The following is a 19,268-nucleotide window of genomic DNA, read 5'->3' as shown; positions in this document are numbered from 1 at the left end:
GAACCGATGAACGTCAGCGAAGACGCTGACAAATGTTTGCATCCAGGCGCGGACGCCTGGATGGGCGATTTTCTCCTTTGCTAAGCATTGTGGATTTGCAAGCGGGCCACAAGCCGGGGACGCTTGCGGCAGCGAAGATTAATATTTGCTACCCCAACTTTTCCTTCATCACTTTCGCATAATTAGCAATAGCTTCGGCCGGGTCGCCAAGTTCGGGGCGCCATAGTTTTTCCCACTCAAAGCTGTAATAGCCCTTATAGCCGCCTTTGGCCAACAGGGCTACTGCTTCTAAAATGGGCACATCGCCTTGCCCTACCCACACATATTTAGGGGCAGTCCCCTCGGCAACTTTAGCATCTTTAATGTGCGTATGCTTAATGTAGGGCTTCAATGCCTTATATGCATCGGCGGGAGCTTCTTTGGTGATGCTCCACATATTGGTAACATCCCATATTAAGCCTGTATTGGGGTGGGCAGCGGCTTTCATTACGGTTTCTAAGTCGTTGATATGTACCAGGTCGCCATGTGATTCTATCAGTACGCTAACCTTGCTGCCTTTGGCATGATCGCCCAGTTCGAGCAGGCCTTTAGTGATCAGGTCTATGGTAGCGGCTTTATCCTGCCCTTTCGGGAAGTTGTTCGGGAACACGCGGACAAAAGGGCATTCCAGTTGTTGGGCAAGGTCGATATAGCGGCGGCCTTCGTCGAGGTTCTTTTGGCGTTCGGCACCTTCGGCAAAATGCAGGGTGGCTGATGACCCGAGGTCAACAAAGCGCAGTCCTTTAGCCTTCATCAGTTGCAAAGTATCTTTCCGGCTGCTTTCTGTTGCAAATTGGGGGACCTTGGTTAGGTCCATTTCGCGTTTTATGCCGCGTATCTCCAAGCCCGTAAAGCCATGTTTGGGGGCAAAATCGGTTATTTCGGTAAAGGTCCAGTCGGGGCAGCCGAGGGTAGAGAAGGAAAGGTTAAGTTGTTGCTTTTTTGATGTAAACGAAGATGACACAGCGGCCGCAGCTAAAAGCAGCGACGAAGTTTGCAGGAATTGCCGGCGTGAATATGGGTTCATAGATAGGTGGATGAATTGGTTTAGCTAAAGATAGAAAATATTTGTTTGCTGCCACAATGCCCCAGGTCGCTCGTGCGCGCGTGCCGCGCGTTCGCATAAAGCCGCGCGTTCACCATCCACACCCCGATTCTGTACCAAACCTCCCGTGTTTTGTGTAAATCTTCCCGCGCTGGCCGCTATACCTTTGGCATCAACAAATAACAAAAAAACAATGTCAAAAATAATTTTTATTACCGGTGCCTCGCGTGGTTTCGGTAAAATCTGGGCAAAGGCCCTTTTAAAACGTGGCGATAAAGTGGTAGCAACTGCCCGCAATACCGATAGCCTTAACGACCTGGTGGCCGAGTTCGGCGATGCCATATTGCCCCTGCAACTGGACGTTACCAACCGTGCCGCCAGCTTTGCTGCCGTTGCTAAGGCGAAGGAACACTTCGGCCGTATAGATGTGCTTATTAATAATGCAGGTTTCGGCTTGTTCGGCGCTATAGAAGAAACTACCGAAGAGCAGGCCCGCCAGCAAATGGAAACCAACTTCTTCGGCCTGTTGTGGGTAACGCAAGCCATTGTGCCCGTAATGCGCGAACAGCAAAGCGGCCACATTATACAGGTATCCAGCATACTCGGTTTGGTTACCCTGCCGGTGCTTGGGTTATACAATGCTTCTAAATACGCTGTGAACGGCTTAACCGAAACACTGGCGACTGAGGTAAAAGACTTTGGCATCAACGTAAGCCTAATAGAGCCTAACGGTTTCTCTACTGACTGGAGCGGTGCCTCTGCCGTGCAAACCGAAGCTATTGAAGCCTACGCGCCGGTTAAAAAAGCATTCTTTGAAGCTGCCACACCCGATAGCTGGGGTAACCCCGAGGCTACCGCAGATGCCGTACTGCAACTGATAGACAGCCAGAACCCGCCGCTGCATTTCCTGCTGGGCAAAGTTGCCTACCCCTTCATCACCAGCGTATACGCCGACAGGATAGCCCAATTTGATGAATGGAAAGAAGTGGGTGCTGCTGCGCACGGGCATTGAGTGGAGTTAGGGAGCTAAGGTTCCCCTCTTGAGAGGGGGTGCGATGGGCGGTGCGGCTGCAGGGGTGTGTTAGCCACTATGCAATAACGTAAAGCATAGTTCGCGAAACACACCCCTGCACCCCTCTCAAGAGGGGAATCGCACTTACCCCCTGCGCATTTAGAACTTGCATTCGTCACCCCCAAATCAAATTACTAACCCCCAACCACAATCTGCGTTTCAGTACGTAAATTGTGGTTGGTTTATGAGTACCCGCCAAATGAAACATTATAAGAACCTTACCGAACTGCACCGCGAGAATGGTTTCCCGCCGCCCGAAAGCCCCTTGCTGAGCATTTACCGCTGCAACCACACCTGCGGCATGGGCGACCGCGAGTTCACCAGCGATTTTTATATGATCGGGTTCAAGAAACTCAAATCAGGCACGGTGCTTTATGGCCGCACCCGGTACGATCACGAGGCTGGCCCCATGATGTTCTTCAAGCCCCGCCAGGTCATCGAGATGAAGAACCTGCAGTTCGATGAGGATGGCTTTATGATATTCCTGCACGAGGACTACCTCAACGGGCACCCGCTGCATACTGACATTAAGAAATACCACTACTTCGACTACGAGATAAACGAGGCGCTGCACCTCTCGCCCCGCGAAGAGAAGACCGTGTGGGAACTCTTCAGCATCATCGAAGGCGAATACAACAACAACCAGGACGAATACAGCCGCGAGATCATCCTCGCCAATATTGATACCATGCTGAAGTACGCCCAGCGTTTCTACAAGCGGCAGTTCATCAACCGCACCGAAATATCCGGCAAAACCGTTACCCGCTTCAACCGCGAGATAGACAACTACGTAAGCAGCGGCCTGCTTGCCCAAAAGGGCCTGCCCTCGGTACACGAAATGGCCGGCCGCCTCAACATTTCGCCCGGCTACCTAACCGACGTACTGAAACAGGAAAGCGGCAAAACCGCCCTCGAACACATCCACATCTACCTCATCTCCGAAGCCAAGAACCGCCTCCTGAGCGAGCGCCTCTCCGTCTCCGAAATAGCCTACGAACTCGGCTTCGAGAACCTCTCGTACTTCTCGCGCCTGTTCAAAAAAGAAGTAGGCATAAGCCCGAACGGGTTCAAGAAACAAATGCTGAATTGAGGGGGGGGAGGTGGAATGCATCTCAAATTCCCTCCCTTGGGAGGGGTGTGCCGGGCATGCGCGCAAAGGCGGGGAGGGGTTTACCGCCATGCATCACCACACAGCACGTTTCTCCACCATGTCATTGCGAAGCCCCAGGGCGGGAAACGAGCGATGGCGGGCTGTGGCGATCTCATAGATATGCTATTTCCGACGTGCGATGTGTGATGGGAGAGCCGTAAAGCATCGCCATTCATACAACCATTCACCACCCTCTAATCACCACTCACCAACCCCACAAAGGTTAACATAACTTAACACTTTTTGCATCTTTTATACAGTTAAGTTATTGATAATGAATTGATTGATTATTAACTATATCGTAAATGTGTTAACCTTGTTGGTTTATTGCTTTTAAATTATTGATATACAATTATTTACGAAGAAAATGTAGCCCTTGAACGCCCACCGCCGGCGCGAATATGCAGCGCAGGGAAGGAGCGGGGCGTACTCGTGACTTTCTTAGAATAGCCACCAACACAACCACTCACCACTCTCCATTCACAACGCTCCAATTAGAGCCCCCCCCGTCTCCGTAGGGGCTCTTTTAAAAAGGACCCTGCGGCAAACGGGTGCCTTCAAATGCCGCCTCAGTTTCCGGCAAGTATGCAGCGCAGGGAAGGTGCGGGGCGTACTCATGACTTTCTTCGGAATAGCCACCAACACAACCACTCACCACTCTCCATTCACAACGCACTAATTAGACCTTCTCCGTCCCCGCAGGGTCTCTTTGCAAAAGGACCCTGCGGCAAACGGATGCATTCAAATGCCGCCTCAGTTTTCGGCGCGATATGCAGAGCAGCGTACTCGTAACTTTCTTCCTTTGCATGTGGTTAGGCACGAGTACTCAGCCCACTTGGCCCACGCTGCATACTCGCGCCAGATTGGGGAACGATTGGACTTAAAAAATAGCTTGTCATATCCATATTTTTATTACCTTACGATACTTATTACCTTACACAATTAGTCATGTCAGATACCTCTCCAATGCAATCTGAGTTAGATGAATCTCAGGATGTTGATTTAATAATTCGCAGAAATAATTATAAACTCACAGCAGATAAGATTAAGCAAATACTTAGTAAAGTGCTTAATGATCCATCAAAGTCATATAGAAGATGGATTTGGGAGTTGATGCAAAATGCGAAGGACGTTCCTAATAAGAAGTTTAATCGTGTATCAATACAGGTTATTTTGAAGGAAGATGAACTGATATTTAAGCACAACGGTGATCCGTTTATGATGGGAAATATTACTGGCTTGATTCAACAAGTGAGTTCAAAGGCCTCTGATAGTTCAAACGATGAAGTAACGGGCAAGTTTGGAACTGGATTTATTAGTACTCATTTGCTTTCGGATATTATAAAGGTAAACGGGATTGTCGATTATAAAAACACACATAGAAGTTTTGAAGTGCTTCTTGATAGAGCCGGACGTACATCGGAGGAGTTATTGCCCAAAATTGAAACTGCATTAGAGCGTATAAGAAAAATAGAAGACGAAGAGATTTGTCCTATTGTAAATAATTACCCTGACACAAGAATCGAAGAATCTTACGATACTGCTTTCACTTACAGACTAACGAGTACGGAAAAACAAAAAGCAGCAAGAGCGGGGATTGAAGATTTAATTCATACACTTCCTGTTACTTTGGTTAATATACCTAAAATAAAACGAGTAGAAGTAATTAATGAACTTTCAAACACCCGCATAACATATGAATGCAGTGACGTAGAGGTGATTGAGCAAATAAGAAAAGTTAAGGTAGATATAACTGGTGGTGAAATTCCTGAAAGACTTTTCGTAGTTTATAAAGCTAAAGGTGTTTTTTTAATTAGTGAAGTTAATGATTTTGAAGAACTTGGACTAATTGACTCTTTGGTGAACAACCCAATTTGTACAGGGATTTTCCATTAATTGGTTCCGAAAAATTTTATTTTCCTTTTGCAATAAACGGAACGCATTTTTTTCCTACTGAGGATCGAGATGGGGTGTATCTCAATAGTGGGGAAGCCCCTGATGCAATAGAGAACCGAGTAATCATTGAGAATGCAATAGAAGCTTCGATTGAATTCACCAATTGGCTCGTTGCAAATGGAGCACGCAATAGATACGTCTGTGCTTATAGCCGTTTGCCGGATTATAAATGGGAGGATTTTTCGAGAAATTGGTACGAGGATTTGCAAAGAGATTGGCGTGAACAACTTTTAGACATCGATTTGGTTGAAACACAATCAGAAGAAATTATTAAATTAAAGGATGCTTTAATTCCATATTATGGAAACACTGAAGAGACCAAACTCAAATTTCATAAACTCACATCCCCTTTTATTGGTAAAGGAAAAGTTCCTCATTATGATTTACTTTTAAAATGGATAAAAGCGACGGGTCCAAAAAACGAAATAGAACAATGGGGGTCTGAAATTAGGTGCGATTTAAATGCCTTTTTGAAAAAACTTCAAGATGTCAAAACTCTCCAAAATCTTTCTGAACATTTAGATTCTGACGAAAGTAACACTAGCATTAAGTGGCTAAATAAAGTATTTAATTTTATCATAGCTGAAAAACAAAGTGACCTTTTGAATGAGTATGCAATAATTCCAAACCAATACGGTGATTTTTTCAGTTTAGACGATTTGTATTTAGAGGACTCAAATTCTCAAATTCCAGATCATTTTTTGGATATCCTGAAAACCTTGGGATTAGATTGGCGAATTGAGTTAATTGACAGAAATATAGTGTTACCCGGTTTGAACATTGATAAGAAAGATTTGTCTGAAATTTCTGAAACCATCAACGGTATACTCCAGGCCGAAAGAAAAAATGCATACAACCAAGCTGAATCTGTGTTTTTGCAGAGGAACAATGCTAAAGAAATATTAACCGATTTACTTTGTGTGAACGAATCGACTTCAAAAAAGGAAAGTTTTAAAAATCAAATTTTTTTTTAAAAGCAAACAGCTTTTTCATTTTGAACGAGATTTTATAGAAATAGAAAAATCAAGCAATTTTAATTTTGTACCTGCCATAAAATTGATGATTCAAGTTTGTAATAAGTCGATATCAAATTCAGTTGATATCGACGCTCTTGCAAGTTTACTCAATTTTGATCAGCAACAGGCAATATTATGGTTAGATAGTTATTTGAATTTGTTGGAAAGTAATACTGAGTACAAAGCCTTTTTGGAATTTGGTAATATTATTCCTAATAGAAATGGTAAATTATTAGGTTACAAAGACATTTCTAACTATGGAACTGAAGAAACACCATTAGATGATGAGCTCTTAGATATTTTAAAAGGATTTAATTCATCCAAAGAATGGAAAGATAAATTAGTTGCAGACGGTATTTCTATCACTTTACCAAATACAATAAAGTTTGAGGAGCTTGGAGCAGAATTAGAAGCTGTTGTAAAGAATATACAAGCCGAAGATGCGCATGAAAGCGGTACTATCGAAAGAAATAAGGACAATTTTTTAGACTTAATAGAGTGGTGTGGTTCTAACAATGAATTAGCTGATAAGTATTTAAGCTATTTCCAAACCGCATCAAGCAGATTATTCTTTACTCTGACATTGGGTAACAGAAGAATAAGTAAAGATGTTATTAGCCTGTTAAAAGATGAGGCAAGTATGGAATTACTTTCTGAGATATCTAAAGCTAATCTCAATCCAGAACAAATGAAAGAGTTGATTCAGATTGCTAATAGTTTAGGATCATTGGACGAAATACTTAAACATGCTAATGATTTAAAAGAGATTAAAGATGATTTCACTTTCAAATTAAAAATTGGAAAGACAGTCGAGAATTATTTCGAAGCCGCTTTATTGACTGCAGGCTTAAATGCTAAAGTTATCCCGAGAGGCATTGGATCAAGTGATTTTGAAATTAGAAATACCAATAATAACAAAGCATATTTCGTTGAGCTTAAATCTTATCTAAAAAATTCATCACTGTCCTTTCGCTTTGCTGCGAGTCAAGCTAAGCATGCTTCAAAAAATGAAGAAAATTATGCGATTGGATTTCTTGCCCGCCCAAGTAATATAAACGATGTAAATAGTGAATATATTAGGTTGAGCTTCGAATACAGAAAAAACTTGGCTGAAGTTTTTGAGCAAGGGTTATTGGACTATTTAAAGTTTAACGAGATACAGCAAAGTTCTGGTAAATCTAAGTTACACTTGGTTTTAATGGAGGAAATAAGAATAGCTGTACGTAAAGAAACTATGTTGCTGAATACTGATAACTTTAGCCATCTGATTGAGGATATTAAACATCATATATCATAATAGCTTTGTCAATTTGATAATGTAGGATAAGCTAATAACAGCACAAGTACGAAAAGTAGACAACAACACGGCGTACTTGTGCTTACCTATGATCCAAACAATTCCCCCTCCTCATTCCTTAACCCCTCGGTAACTTCCCCATTACAACAAAGGGCAATACCACCACAATTACTATACTTGCATAATATTTTATTAACCAATTTTTAAAGATGAAATTAAACCTGATAGCCGGTTGTGCGCTGGCCATTTTGGCCGCAGGGAGTGCGGCACAGGCGCAGCAAAGCCCCCCGGTTTCTAACTACAATTACCACGACGCTTTTGCGCCGCTGTTCTATACCAAAAATGGCAGCGAGTACCGCGCCGCCGACGGGCAGCCCGGCCCGAAATACTGGCAAAACCGTGCCGACTACCAACTGGCTGCAACCCTTAACGACCAAACTAACGAGATAACAGGCACCGAAGCGCTTACTTACACCAATAACAGCCCGCAAAGCCTGGGCTTTTTGTGGATGCAGCTGGATCAGAACCTGTTCAAAAAGGATTCGCGTGGTTCGGCCATTATTCCGCCTACCGGTAGCCGTAACGGTGGCCGCGGCGAAATGGCCGAGGGCGGTTATAAAATTAAGTCGGTTAAAGTGGGTGGGGTAGATGTTAAGTACCTTATTAACGATACCCGTATGCAAATATTCCTGCCCGAAGCGGTGAAACCTAACGGCGGCCAGGTGAAACTGAATATCGAGTATTCGTTCATCGCGCCCGATTATGGGTCGGATCGTACGGGTATCCTTAAAACCAAAAATGGTAACGTTTATACTATTGCACAGTGGTACCCCCGCATGTATGTGTACGATGATGTAATGGGCTGGAACGCCCTGCCATACACCGGCCCGAGCGAGTTCTACCTCGAGTACGGCGATTTCGACCTGAGCATTACCGCACCGGCCAACCACATTGTGGTAGCATCGGGCGAGTTGCAAAACCCGTCGGAAGTGTACACCGCCGAGCAACTAAAACGCTGGGCCGAAGCCGAAAAAAGCGATGCTACGGTTATCATCCGTTCGGCAGATGAGGTAACCAAAGCATCATCGCGCCCGGCAGGTAAAAAAGAACTGACCTGGAAATTCAAGATCAAAAACGCGCGCGATGTATCGTGGGGCTCGTCGGCAGCCTTTATTGTTGATGCGGCTAAAATGAACCTGCCAAGCGGTAAAAAGTCGATAGCGATATCAGCTTACCCAACCGAGAGCAACGGTAACGATGCCTGGGGCCGTTCTACCGAGTATGTGAAAAAATCGGTGGAGTACAACTCGCAAAAATGGTTCGAGTACCCTTACCCTGCGGCTACTGCCGTTGCGGGTAGTGTGGGCGGTATGGAGTACCCGGGCATTGTGTTCTGCGGGTACCGTGCTAAAAAGAGCCAGCTTTGGGGTGTTAACGACCACGAGTTCGGCCACACCTGGTTCCCCATGATCGTTGGTTCTAACGAGCGTTTGTACGGCTGGATGGATGAGGGTTTCAATACCTTTATTAATACCCTGTCGACTACCGATTTTAACAAAGGCGAATACGCGCCGCGCAAAACTGATATGCAGCGCATGGCAGCCATTGTTACCAACCCAACCTTGGAGCCGGTGTTAAGTAACCCCGAAAACCTGAAAGAGGCCAACAACGGTATACTGCTATACTTTAAACCGGGCCTGGGCCTTACCATGCTGCGCGAGCAGATACTGGGCCCCGAGCGTTTCGATTTTGCTTTCCGCACCTACATAGCGCGCTGGGCATTTAAGCACCCAACGCCCGATGATTTCTTCCGCACCATGGAGAACGCAAGCGGCGAAAGCCTGCAATGGTTCTGGAGGGGCTGGTTTGTAAACAACTGGCGTTTGGATGTTGCCGTTAACGACGTAAAATACGTAAATAGCGACCCTGCCAAAGGTGCCTACATCACCCTCACAAATATGGAGAAAATGGCTATGCCAACCCCGCTGGAAATTAAATACAAAAGCGGCAAAACCGAGCGCATAAACCTGCCGGTGGAGATATGGGAACGCAACAACAGCTTCGTAGCTAAAGTACCCACTACCGAAGAAATAGAATCGGTAACGTACGACCCCGACAAAGTAATGCCGGACTACAATGCCGACAACAATGTCTGGAAAAAGTAATAACAATATCAAAACCCGGTTTAGGCCGGGTTTTTTGTTGGCCGATGTGTTAAATATGCAAACTTTTAACAGCTACCATAAGTTACCTTAATATACACCCTGACCCATGAAAAAGCTATTTGCCATCGTTATCGCCGCAATTGCCACAACATCTATCGCCAACGCGCAAGACGTGCTTAAAGGCACCGTTTACGAGCATGGCAACAATACCAAGCTGGATAACGTGTTTATCCAGGATATTAATAACAAGCAAATAACGCTAACCGATAAAAATGGCGATTTTAATATCAAGGCGGCTACCGGCCACACGCTTATTTTTACATCGCCGGGCTACTTTCCCGATACCTTGTATTTGATTGATACCCGCCCCAAACGTATCGAACTTAGCCCGCAGTTTATATCTCTCAACCAGGTGAATGTGCGCTCTACCCGTTTATCTTTCGACCCGCGGAAGGAGTACCCCGAGGTTTATGAGAAAAGTAAGGTGTATGCCTTTTCGCCATCAACCTGGTTTAGTAAAGAGGGGAAGGATGCACGCAGGCTAAAGAAATTCTTTCAGCGCGAGGCGCAGGAAAAGCATGTGGACGAAGTATTCAACAAAGCTTATGTAGGCAGCATAATACCGCTGAAGGGGCAGGACCTGGAGAACTTCCTCACGCTTTACCGGCCCAGCTATGCTTTTCTGCGTAACAACAATGCCGAATCGTTAGTGGCGTATATAAACGATAGTTATAAAAAGTACCAGGCATTGCCGGCAGATAAACGCACTTTGCCTGCACTTACAACCCCGTAAACAGGGTAAGTTGCACCAGCGGGAGGGAGATGTAAAAGGTAGTCCCCTCGTTCTCTTTGCTGCTAAACCATATGCGGCCACCCTGCAGTTCGGTATAATCTTTACAAAGCACCAGCCCAAGCCCGGTACCCTGCTCGTTGCCCGTACCGTTTGTTGATGAAGTATTGAGCGAGAAAATATCTGCCTGCCTGCTCAGCGGGATGCCCACACCACTATCGGTAATAGATATAATGCAATGGTCGCCCTCGGCAACAGCCTTTAATATAATGCGGCCGCCGGGGCGGGTAAACTTTACTGCATTGTTCAGCAGGTTGCGTATCACTATTTGCAGCATATCCGGGTCGGCGCGTACGGTTATGCTTTGGTCGGCAATGGTGGTTAGGGTAATATCCTTTTTGGTGGCAATGTTGCTGAACAGTTCGGTAGTCTCCTGCAGGTAGGTGCCCAGGCTTATAGTTTGCAGGTGTGCAATGGTGCCGTCCATTTGGTTTTTGGCCCATTTAAGCAGGTTGGTAAGCAGGTCCTGCGTTTTGCCAATGGTTTGCAGCATGTTCTTCTCCATGTCGGCGCGTTCGGCGGCATCTATATCCAACTCCGCCATCACCTTAAAATACTGCTGAACCGATGCCAGCGGCGTACGCAGGTCGTGCGCTATAATAGAGAATAGTTTTACCTTTTCGGCGTTCAGCAGTTCCAGTGCCAGGGCCTTTTCGTCGGTAAGGTATTTTTGGCGGGCGTAGCTTTTGCGGATGGCTGCAGTACCTACATATATAAGCAGGATAGTAACCATGTACGATACAATGTTATCTAAAAACTGGTCGGCACGGGTTTCGTAGTGTTTCTGGATGAGTTCGGGATGCCAGTATTCCGACATAATGATAGCCAGCACCACGCTAACGTTAATGGCCAGCAAAAAAGGCCAAAGCTTTTTTTGCGATACCGACATGAGGATGAACAGCGAAGCAGCGAATAGGAGCAAGGCAGCACCCGTTATACCGTCATTATAATAATAGCCGATGGCCTTTAAGCCGTTTACCTCAATGGCCGATAGTATTACCGCTAATTGCAGTTTATCGGCAAAACGCGAAAGGTAGAACAGGGCGCTTTGTATAAATATTACACCGAAGGCCAGTGCTGCCGATACATATAAATGTAGCACCAGGTTCATGAAGGCCTCCATCACCACTATCAGGATCACAAAAAACGAGAAGGTATGGAAAATGCGGCTCTCCAAAGGGAAAACCTCCGGGTCGCCAACAATCAGGTGCCGATATTTTTTAAGCCAGTGCTTTACAGTAGGAGCCATGCTGCCCGGGGGAATCAATAGTTGGCTTCAAATTTATATAAAAAGGCTGCTTTATAGCAGATTAAAATAATTAAAATATTGTATTTCAGAATGCAAAAGAAATTGTACCTTTGTCGTCCCTGAAAGGAGGTATTTGGGAATTATGATCATCATCAACGTAAAAGAAGGCGAATCTTTAGATAAAGCACTGAAACGCTTCAAAAAGAAATTCGAAAAAACAGGTGTATTAAGAGAGCTTCGTAGCCGTCAGGCATTCGAGAAGAAATCTATCACCCGCAGGCACGAAATTAAACATGCCATCTACAAACAAGGTATGAATATAGAAACTGTGTAAGTTTTTCCCTCGCGGAAATAATTTTACATATTTTTCTTGTCGATATAAAAAAACTATTTGTACATTCAATTCCCACGGATGTATAAATAGTTTTTATGTTTTTAGGCAAGTTCATTCGGTATATCCAATACGAGAAACGGTACTCGCCGCATACAGTAGCTGCTTACCAGAGCGACCTGGAGCAGTTCTTCCAATTCCTGAACCCCGAAGGGCAGGAAGCAACCATAACCCATCCCGCAGAAATTACCCATCACGACATCCGCAACTGGATGACGGCGGATGAAGCCCTTGCCCCGCGCAGCCTCAACCGCAAGCTGGCCACCCTGCGCAAATACTTTAAGTTTTTATTGGCCGAGGGCGATATTAAAGTAAATCCAACATCGCGCCTAACAGCCCTCAAAACACCCAAAAACCTGCCTACCGTGGTAGAAAGCGGAAAGCTAACCGATATGCTCGACGGCAAGCTGGACGACGAGGAAAGGGGAGAAGCGATATTTTCTGATGATTTTGCCGGCATACGCGATAAAACGGTTATCGAACTTTTGTTTGGTACCGGCATCCGTTTAGCCGAACTTTTGGGCCTGAAAAAAAGCGATATAAATTTCTACGAAAACACCATAAAAGTTTTAGGTAAACGCAACAAACAGAGGATAGTACCCCTCAATAACGAGCTTGCACAACAGTTGAAGGTGTACATGGAGGCGCAGGAAAGTGAAAATTTTCATAACAATTCCTTAACCTTTATCGTTACAAATAAAGGGGAGGCAGCTTACCCAAAACTGATATACTTAATAGTGCAGAAATACCTCAGCAACATATCAACCCAAAGCAAAAAGAGCCCGCACGTGCTGCGGCACACCTTTGCTACAACCTTACTAAACAATGGGGCCGACCTTGCCGCCATTAAAGAACTTTTGGGCCATGCTAACCTTAGCGCAACCCAAATTTATACCCACAATTCAGTTGAACGTTTAAAGTCTATTTACAAACAAGCCCATCCAAGGGGTTAAAAAGGAGGAAAAATGAAAATTACAGTGCAATCTATTCACTTTACAGCAGACCAAAAATTGCTGGATTTCATTCAAAGAAAAGTTGACAAGCTGGAAACATTTTACGACCACATTATAAGTGGCGAGGTTTATTTAAAATTAGAAAATGTAAAAGACGAAGCGAACAAAATAACGGAAATAAAGCTGACCCTGCCCGGCAACCAGATATTTGCCAAAGAGAAGTGCAAAACCTTCGAAGAAGCTACCGACCTGGTAGTAGAAGGCCTGCGCCAACAAATAGAGAAACATAAAACCAAGAAAGCGATAGCTGCCGAAGCCGCCAAAAAAGCGGTACTGTTACCGGCGGAAGACGATTTTTAACGAAATAGTAATCTGAAAAGAAAGCGGCGGGTGAGAACCTGCCGCTTTTTTTTGTGAAAAGAGGTAACATTAAGCGTTATCTAACGTGTTATTATAAGCGATAGCGCGGTGTTAAAAGGCATTAATTACGAATTTGTAGGGTTGAATACGGGCAAGAGGATACATTGTGCCTTATAAAAATGCGGCTAATTAACTTCTCGCTTCCTCAGCTAAATATTGTGCTTTTACAATCTTCCAATCGCTAACCTTTTGATAATTATAGCGATATCTCATCCCTTTTTTAATCCCGATTTTATTTAAAAACAAAGCGAAACAGGGGTGTTTGCCAGCCTTGAAATTTTTTTGAAAAATAATTTTGCACGGCTATAAATTTTTGTAGATTTGCAATCCCTTTCGGAGAGGACGTTACGGCAGACGCGACGAAGGAAAAAGGTTCTTTAAAATACTAAAAGCGCAATATAAATTACCCACGGTTGAGGTAGCGGCAAAAGGCAGATACAACACCGGGAATAAAATATAAGCCTCCTTAGCTCAGCTGGTAGAGCAACTGACTTGTAATCAGTAGGTCATTGGTTCGATCCCGATAGGAGGCTCTGTTATTTCGGAGATGCGATGCTTAGCTTCCACTTAAGTATAGCAAATCCGGAATCACAATGGGGAGATACCAGAGCGGTCAAATGGGACGGACTGTAAATCCGTTGCTTCGGCTACGAAGGTTCGAATCCTTCTCTCCCCACAATTTCAGTTGGCAGTTGCCAGTTTGCAGCACGCAGTTTTACTACTGCTACTGTTAACCGGGAACTGCTAACTGATTTAAAAATTGCGGAAGTAGCTCAGTTGGTAGAGCGATAGCCTTCCAAGCTATAGGTCGCGAGTTCGAACCTCGTCTTCCGCTCCAAAAAAAAGTGGGCAGTTGGCGGTTAGCAGTTGGCAGGCACGTTGATCTACTGCAAACTGAAAGCTGATAACTGCAAACTAAAAAACAAGCCGACGTAGCTCAGGGGTAGAGCACTTCCTTGGTAAGGAAGAGGTCATGGGTTCAAATCCCATTGTTGGCTCATATTATTTAAGTATAATATTAAAAGAGTAAATTAACCTACAAACAAAATAAATCATGGCAAAAGAAAAGTTTGACCGCAGTAAACCGCACTTAAACATCGGTACTATCGGTCACGTTGACCACGGCAAAACAACCCTTACTGCAGCTATCACTAAAGTATTAGCTGATGCAGGTTTATCAGAAGCACGTTCATTCGATTCAATCGACTCTGCTCCTGAAGAAAAAGAGCGTGGTATTACTATCAATACAGCTCACGTTGAGTACTCAACTGCAAACCGTCACTACGCACACGTTGACTGCCCGGGCCACGCTGACTATGTGAAAAACATGGTTACTGGTGCTGCTCAGATGGACGGCGCGATCATTGTGGTTGCTGCTACTGATGGTCCTATGCCACAAACTCGCGAGCACATCCTTTTGGCTCGTCAGGTAGGTGTACCAGCACTTGTTGTATTCATGAACAAAGTTGACATGGTTGACGACCCAGAGTTGTTAGAACTTGTTGAAATGGAAGTTCGTGAGTTATTATCTTTCTACGATTTCCCTGGTGATGATATCCCGGTAATTCAAGGTTCGGCCCTTGGTGGTTTGAACGGCGAGCCTACTTGGGTTGCTAAAATTATGGAGTTGATGGATGCTGTAGATAGCTACATCCCAATCCCTCCACGTTTGACAGACCTTCCATTCTTGATGCCTGTTGAAGACGTATTCTCGATCACTGGTCGTGGTACTGTAGCAACTGGCCGTATCGAGCGTGGTGTTATCAACTCAGGTGAGCCTGTTGATATCCTGGGTATGGGTGCTGAGAACTTGAAATCAACCGTAACTGGTGTTGAGATGTTCCGCAAGATCCTTGACCGTGGTGAAGCTGGTGACAACGTAGGTTTATTGTTACGTGGTATTGAGAAAACTGATATCCGTCGTGGTATGGTTATCTGCAAACCAGGTTCAGTAACTCCTCACACCGATTTCAAAGCAGAAGTTTACGTATTATCAAAAGCTGAAGGTGGCCGTCACACTCCATTCTTCAACAAATACCGTCCTCAGTTCTATTTCCGCACAACTGACGTAACCGGCGAGATCTCGTTGGAAGAAGGTGTAGAAATGGTTATGCCTGGCGATAACGTTACCATCACTGTAAAATTGATCAACGCTATTGCAATGGAAAAAGGCCTTCGTTTCGCTATCCGTGAGGGTGGTAGAACAGTAGGTGCCGGCCAGGTAACTGAAATTTTAAAATAATTTCTTACCCTTAAATGGGTAACAAAACGGTTAATTTTTGTGTAAAGTACCGGAGCACTGCTTCGGTACTTTATTCACAATATAAGTAACAACAAATTTCCGCAAGGAGATTTATTATACACGGGAATAGTTCAACGGTAGAATAGAGGTCTCCAAAACCTTTGATCAGGGTTCGAATCCTTGTTCCCGTGCTTAAGTATTAATTAGATATGGCTGGCGTAGCTGAATACATAAAAGAATCATACATTGAGTTGACCGAGAAAGTAACTTGGCCAACCTGGCGCGAACTGCAAAGCAGCGCGGTATTGGTACTGGTAGCTGCTATTATTATAGCAATGGTTATCTTCGGTATGGACCAGATAATCGGTTACCTGTCAAACTTTTTTTATACATCGTTAGCCTAATAATTTTATTGTATAGATGAGCGATCAATTAAAGTGGTACGTAGTTAGGGCTATCAGCGGTAAAGAAAAAAAGGTAAAGCAATATATTGATGCCGAAGTTAGCCGTTTGGGCATTACGCACCTTGTACCGCAGGTATTGATCCCAACTGAAAAATATTATCAAATGCGCGACGGGAAGAAAATTGCGAAAGAACGCAATTATTTTCCCGGTTATGTTTTAATGGAGGCAGCCCTTGATGGCGAGCTGGAACACGTTATCAAAAACATTAACAGCGTTATTGGTTTCCTTGGGGATAAAGCAGGTAATGCTATCCCGCTTCGCCAGGCCGAAGTTAACCGCATTTTAGGCAAGGTTGACGAGATGACCACACAAGGTGAAACTATGGCTGTACCATACTACGTTGGCGAAAACGTAAAAGTAATGGATGGCCCTTTCAACGGTTTCAGCGGTGTGATAGAAGAGGTGAACGAAGAGAAGAAGAAACTGAAAGTAATGGTAAAGATATTCGGGCGCCGTACGCCGCTTGAATTGAATTACATGCAGGTAGAGAAAGAGTAGTTGGTTATTGGTGAATGGTTGATTAGTGAATAGTTGCCGAAGCCAAACCCTACTAAATAAAATATTACACATACGAGTGTTGAAGCGGAAGAAGGGAACTACTCACCATTCACAAATCAACCACTCACAAAATCTTAAATGTTACTTAGCTTCCACTTACTAACATTGAGTTATAATTAAATCAAAGTAAAATGGCAAAAGAAGTCGGTGCGATGGTGAAGCTTCAGGTAAAGGGCGGCGCTGCAAACCCATCTCCTCCAATTGGCCCTGCATTGGGTGCAAAAGGTGTGAACATTATGGAGTTTTGCAAGCAGTTCAATGCACGTACCCAGGACAAACCTGGTAAAGTGCTTCCTGTGCTTATTACTGTTTATGTCGACAAATCTTTCGATTTTATCATCAAAACCCCTCCGGTAGCTATCCAGTTGTTAGAAGCAACAGGCTTAAAGAGTGGTTCGGCAGAGCCCAACCGTAAAAAAGTTGCCAGCGTAAACTGGGAACAGGTTGAAACTATCGCCAAAGATAAAATGGTAGATTTGAATGCATTTACAGTAGAATCAGCCATGAAAATGGTGGCAGGTACTGCCCGCAGTATGGGAATCACCGTATCAGGTACGGCTCCCTGGAACTAACTTGATGTCGGATGTGAGATTTTCGATTTCGGAGTTAATTCCGAAATCTCAATTCCGAAATCCGAACTCAAAAATTATTAATTAATACAAATCAGTTTAAGACAGTGGCAAGATTAACAAAAAATCAAAAAGTGGCACTATCCAAAATTGAGGCGAACAAATCGTACTCATTAGAAGCTGCATCGGCTTTGGTAAAGGAATTAACTTTAACCAAATTCGACTCTTCTGTTGATATTGATGTACGTTTAGGTGTTGATCCACGTAAAGCCAATCAAATGGTGCGTGGTATTGCAACCTTACCTCATGGAACCGGTAAAACTGTACGTGTATTAGTTCTTTGTACTCCTGATAAGGAGCAAGAAGCTAAAGACGCAGGTGCAGATTACGTAGGTTTGGACGAATATATTGCCAAAATTGAAGGCGGTTGGACTGATGTTGATATTATCATAACTATGCCAAGCGTTATGGCTAAGGTAGGTCGTTTGGGTCGTATTTTGGGCCCTCGTAACCTTATGCCTAACCCTAAATCGGGTACAGTAACACCAGAAGTTGGTAAAGCTGTAACTGAGGTAAAAGGTGGTAAGATCGATTTCAAGGTTGACAAAACCGGTATCATCCATACTTCAATAGGAAAAGCGTCTTTCTCTGCTGACAAAATTTACGAGAATGCATTAGAAGTATTGCAAACTATCTCTAAATTGAAACCATCAGCAGCAAAAGGTACATACTTCAAGAGCATTCACATCTCTTCAACTATGTCGCCGGGTATAACAGTTGAAACTAAATCAGTAGCGGGGATCTAATCATGACTAAAGAAGAAAAATACGAATTAGTAGTGGCCCTTACTGAGCAGATCAAAGAGTACGGTAATTTCTATATTACTGATACTGCTGATCTTACAGTTGCAAAAGTTAACAACATCCGTCGTCAGTGTTTCGATGCTGATATCACAATGCAGGTAGCAAAAAATAGCTTGATCAAAAAAGCTATGGAAGCTGCAGGCGGCGATTTCAGCCCGATATATGATGTTTTGAAAGGTTCATCTTCTATCCTTTTCTCAAAATCAGCAACTGCTCCGGCAAAGTTGATCAAAGCATTAAGGAAAAAAGGCGAGAAACCTATCTTAAAAGCAGCATACATCGATTCAGCAGTGTTCATTGGTGATAACCAACTGGATACTTTAATGAAACTGAAATCGAAAGAACAGTTGATCGGCGAGATAGTAGGCTTACTACAATCACCTGCAAAAAACGTACTTTCTGCTCTACAATCAGGCGGAACTACTATTGCAGGCCTCGTAAAAACATTACAAGAAAGAGGTTAACGAACGCCTCATTACAAGTTCGAATTAAATTAAAAAGCATTAAGTAAAAAATTAAAATAAAATGGCGGATTTAAAAGCGTTTGCTGAACAGTTGGTAAACTTAACAGTAAAAGAAGTAAACGAGTTAGCTCAAATATTAAAAGACGAGTACGGTATTGAGCCAGCTGCTGCAGCTGTTGCTGTTGCTGCTGCTCCTGCAGGTGGCGATGATGCTCCTGCTGAAGCTGCTGTACAAACTGCATTCGACGTTATCTTGAAAGAAGCTGGCGGCGCTAAATTAGCAGTTGTTAAATTGGTTAAAGACCTTACTGGCCTTGGCTTGAAAGAAGCTAAAGACTTAGTTGACGGCGCTCCTAAAGAGTTGAAAACCGGTGTAACTAAAGAAGAAGCTGAATCTTTGAAAAAACAATTAGAAGAAGCAGGCGCAGTAGTTGAGGTTAAATAATTTAACCCATACCAAATAGCATCAGACTCCGACCATTTTTTGGTCGGGGTCTATTGCTG

General features: G+C 44.0%; 19 protein-coding genes and 5 tRNA genes. 22 read left to right on the top strand and 2 right to left on the bottom strand.

The features are described from left to right. Positions 1-148: 148 nt before the first annotated feature. Complete coding sequence (locus tag BC343_RS29565; RefSeq protein WP_078351428.1) at positions 149-1,066, bottom strand: sugar phosphate isomerase/epimerase family protein; 918 nt, start codon at positions 1,064-1,066, stop codon at positions 149-151. A 211-nt stretch (positions 1,067-1,277) separates the two neighbouring features. On the opposite strand from BC343_RS29565, the gene BC343_RS29560 reads away from it, so the two are divergent. The 7 genes from BC343_RS29560 (at position 1,278) to BC343_RS29530 (ending at position 10,533) form a co-directional block, all read left to right on the top strand. Continuing rightward, complete coding sequence (locus tag BC343_RS29560; RefSeq protein ID WP_078351427.1) at positions 1,278-2,096, top strand: SDR family NAD(P)-dependent oxidoreductase; 819 nt, start codon at positions 1,278-1,280, stop codon at positions 2,094-2,096. Between the two features lie 259 nt (positions 2,097-2,355). Next, positions 2,356-3,246, top strand: coding sequence for a helix-turn-helix domain-containing protein (locus tag BC343_RS29555; protein WP_078351631.1), 891 nt, complete (start codon positions 2,356-2,358; stop codon positions 3,244-3,246). A gap of 1,008 nt (positions 3,247-4,254) precedes the next feature. Further along, on the top strand, positions 4,255-5,202 hold the full coding sequence (locus BC343_RS29550; RefSeq protein WP_143822405.1) for a sacsin N-terminal ATP-binding-like domain-containing protein: 948 nt from the start codon (positions 4,255-4,257) through the stop codon (positions 5,200-5,202). Beyond that, positions 5,181-6,236 (top strand): hypothetical protein, encoded by a 1,056-nt coding sequence (locus BC343_RS29545; RefSeq protein ID WP_078351425.1) that lies wholly within the window; start codon positions 5,181-5,183, stop codon positions 6,234-6,236. The genes BC343_RS29550 and BC343_RS29545 overlap by 22 nt, the downstream gene beginning before the upstream one ends. Before the next feature lie 82 nt (positions 6,237-6,318). Next, complete coding sequence (locus tag BC343_RS29540; RefSeq protein WP_143822404.1) at positions 6,319-7,575, top strand: hypothetical protein; 1,257 nt, start codon at positions 6,319-6,321, stop codon at positions 7,573-7,575. Positions 7,576-7,784: 209 nt separating this feature from the next. Continuing rightward, positions 7,785-9,740, top strand: a complete 1,956-nt coding sequence (locus BC343_RS29535) for a M1 family metallopeptidase (RefSeq protein ID WP_078351423.1) — start codon at positions 7,785-7,787, stop codon at positions 9,738-9,740. A gap of 106 nt (positions 9,741-9,846) precedes the next feature. Continuing rightward, a complete protein-coding gene (locus BC343_RS29530) occupies positions 9,847-10,533 on the top strand; it encodes a peptidase associated/transthyretin-like domain-containing protein (protein ID WP_078351422.1) in 687 nt (228 codons plus the stop codon). On the opposite strand, the gene BC343_RS29525 is transcribed toward BC343_RS29530, so the two are convergent. Next, complete coding sequence (locus tag BC343_RS29525; RefSeq protein WP_078351421.1) at positions 10,520-11,839, bottom strand: sensor histidine kinase; 1,320 nt, start codon at positions 11,837-11,839, stop codon at positions 10,520-10,522. The genes BC343_RS29530 and BC343_RS29525 overlap by 14 nt on opposite strands. 142 nt (positions 11,840-11,981) lie before the next feature. On the opposite strand from BC343_RS29525, the gene rpsU reads away from it, so the two are divergent. The 15 genes from rpsU to rplL all read left to right on the top strand — a co-directional run bounded on the left by rpsU (position 11,982) and on the right by rplL (position 19,209). Then, positions 11,982-12,173 (top strand): 30S ribosomal protein S21, encoded by a 192-nt coding sequence (gene rpsU, locus BC343_RS29520; RefSeq protein WP_078351420.1) that lies wholly within the window; start codon positions 11,982-11,984, stop codon positions 12,171-12,173. 95 nt (positions 12,174-12,268) lie between these two features. Continuing rightward, positions 12,269-13,183 carry a tyrosine-type recombinase/integrase gene (locus tag BC343_RS29515; protein ID WP_078351419.1) on the top strand — a complete coding sequence of 305 codons (915 nt, stop codon included), beginning with the start codon at positions 12,269-12,271 and terminating at the stop codon, positions 13,181-13,183. A 12-nt stretch (positions 13,184-13,195) separates the two neighbouring features. Further along, a complete protein-coding gene (hpf, locus tag BC343_RS29510) occupies positions 13,196-13,543 on the top strand; it encodes a ribosome hibernation-promoting factor, HPF/YfiA family (protein ID WP_078351418.1) in 348 nt (115 codons plus the stop codon). A gap of 520 nt (positions 13,544-14,063) precedes the next feature. Beyond that, positions 14,064-14,136 (top strand) — tRNA-Thr (locus BC343_RS29505). Between the two features lie 62 nt (positions 14,137-14,198). Next, a tRNA-Tyr gene (locus BC343_RS29500) sits at positions 14,199-14,279 on the top strand. Positions 14,280-14,365: 86 nt separating this feature from the next. Beyond that, positions 14,366-14,441 (top strand) — tRNA-Gly (locus BC343_RS29495). 88 nt (positions 14,442-14,529) lie between these two features. After that, positions 14,530-14,601, top strand: a tRNA-Thr gene (locus BC343_RS29490). A gap of 56 nt (positions 14,602-14,657) precedes the next feature. Further along, entirely contained in the window at positions 14,658-15,845 is a 1,188-nt protein-coding gene (gene tuf, locus BC343_RS29485) for an elongation factor Tu (protein WP_078351417.1), read from the top strand. Between the two features lie 120 nt (positions 15,846-15,965). Next, positions 15,966-16,036, top strand: a tRNA-Trp gene (locus BC343_RS29480). Positions 16,037-16,054: 18 nt separating this feature from the next. After that, positions 16,055-16,249: a preprotein translocase subunit SecE gene (gene secE / locus BC343_RS29475; RefSeq protein WP_078351416.1), complete on the top strand. Its 195-nt coding sequence runs from the start codon at positions 16,055-16,057 to the stop codon at positions 16,247-16,249. A gap of 16 nt (positions 16,250-16,265) precedes the next feature. Then, positions 16,266-16,808, top strand: coding sequence for a transcription termination/antitermination protein NusG (gene nusG / locus BC343_RS29470; protein ID WP_078351415.1), 543 nt, complete (start codon positions 16,266-16,268; stop codon positions 16,806-16,808). A 191-nt stretch (positions 16,809-16,999) separates the two neighbouring features. Beyond that, a complete protein-coding gene (gene rplK / locus BC343_RS29465) occupies positions 17,000-17,440 on the top strand; it encodes a 50S ribosomal protein L11 (RefSeq protein ID WP_078351414.1) in 441 nt (146 codons plus the stop codon). A gap of 104 nt (positions 17,441-17,544) precedes the next feature. Then, positions 17,545-18,243 (top strand): 50S ribosomal protein L1, encoded by a 699-nt coding sequence (gene rplA, locus BC343_RS29460; RefSeq protein WP_078351413.1) that lies wholly within the window; start codon positions 17,545-17,547, stop codon positions 18,241-18,243. Positions 18,244-18,245: 2 nt separating this feature from the next. Next, the gene (gene rplJ, locus BC343_RS29455) at positions 18,246-18,764 is read left to right on the top strand and encodes a 50S ribosomal protein L10 (protein WP_078351412.1); all 519 of its coding nucleotides are present in this window, start codon (positions 18,246-18,248) and stop codon (positions 18,762-18,764) included. Positions 18,765-18,825: 61 nt separating this feature from the next. After that, positions 18,826-19,209 (top strand): 50S ribosomal protein L7/L12, encoded by a 384-nt coding sequence (rplL, locus tag BC343_RS29450; RefSeq protein WP_078351411.1) that lies wholly within the window; start codon positions 18,826-18,828, stop codon positions 19,207-19,209. Positions 19,210-19,268: the final 59 nt, after the last annotated feature.

Source organism: Mucilaginibacter pedocola (assembly GCF_002013915.1).
Classification (GTDB): Bacteria; Bacteroidota; Bacteroidia; order Sphingobacteriales; family Sphingobacteriaceae; genus Mucilaginibacter; species Mucilaginibacter pedocola.
The sequence above is the reverse complement of the archived record's forward strand: the minus strand, read 5'-3'. Positions and strand labels throughout refer to the sequence as shown.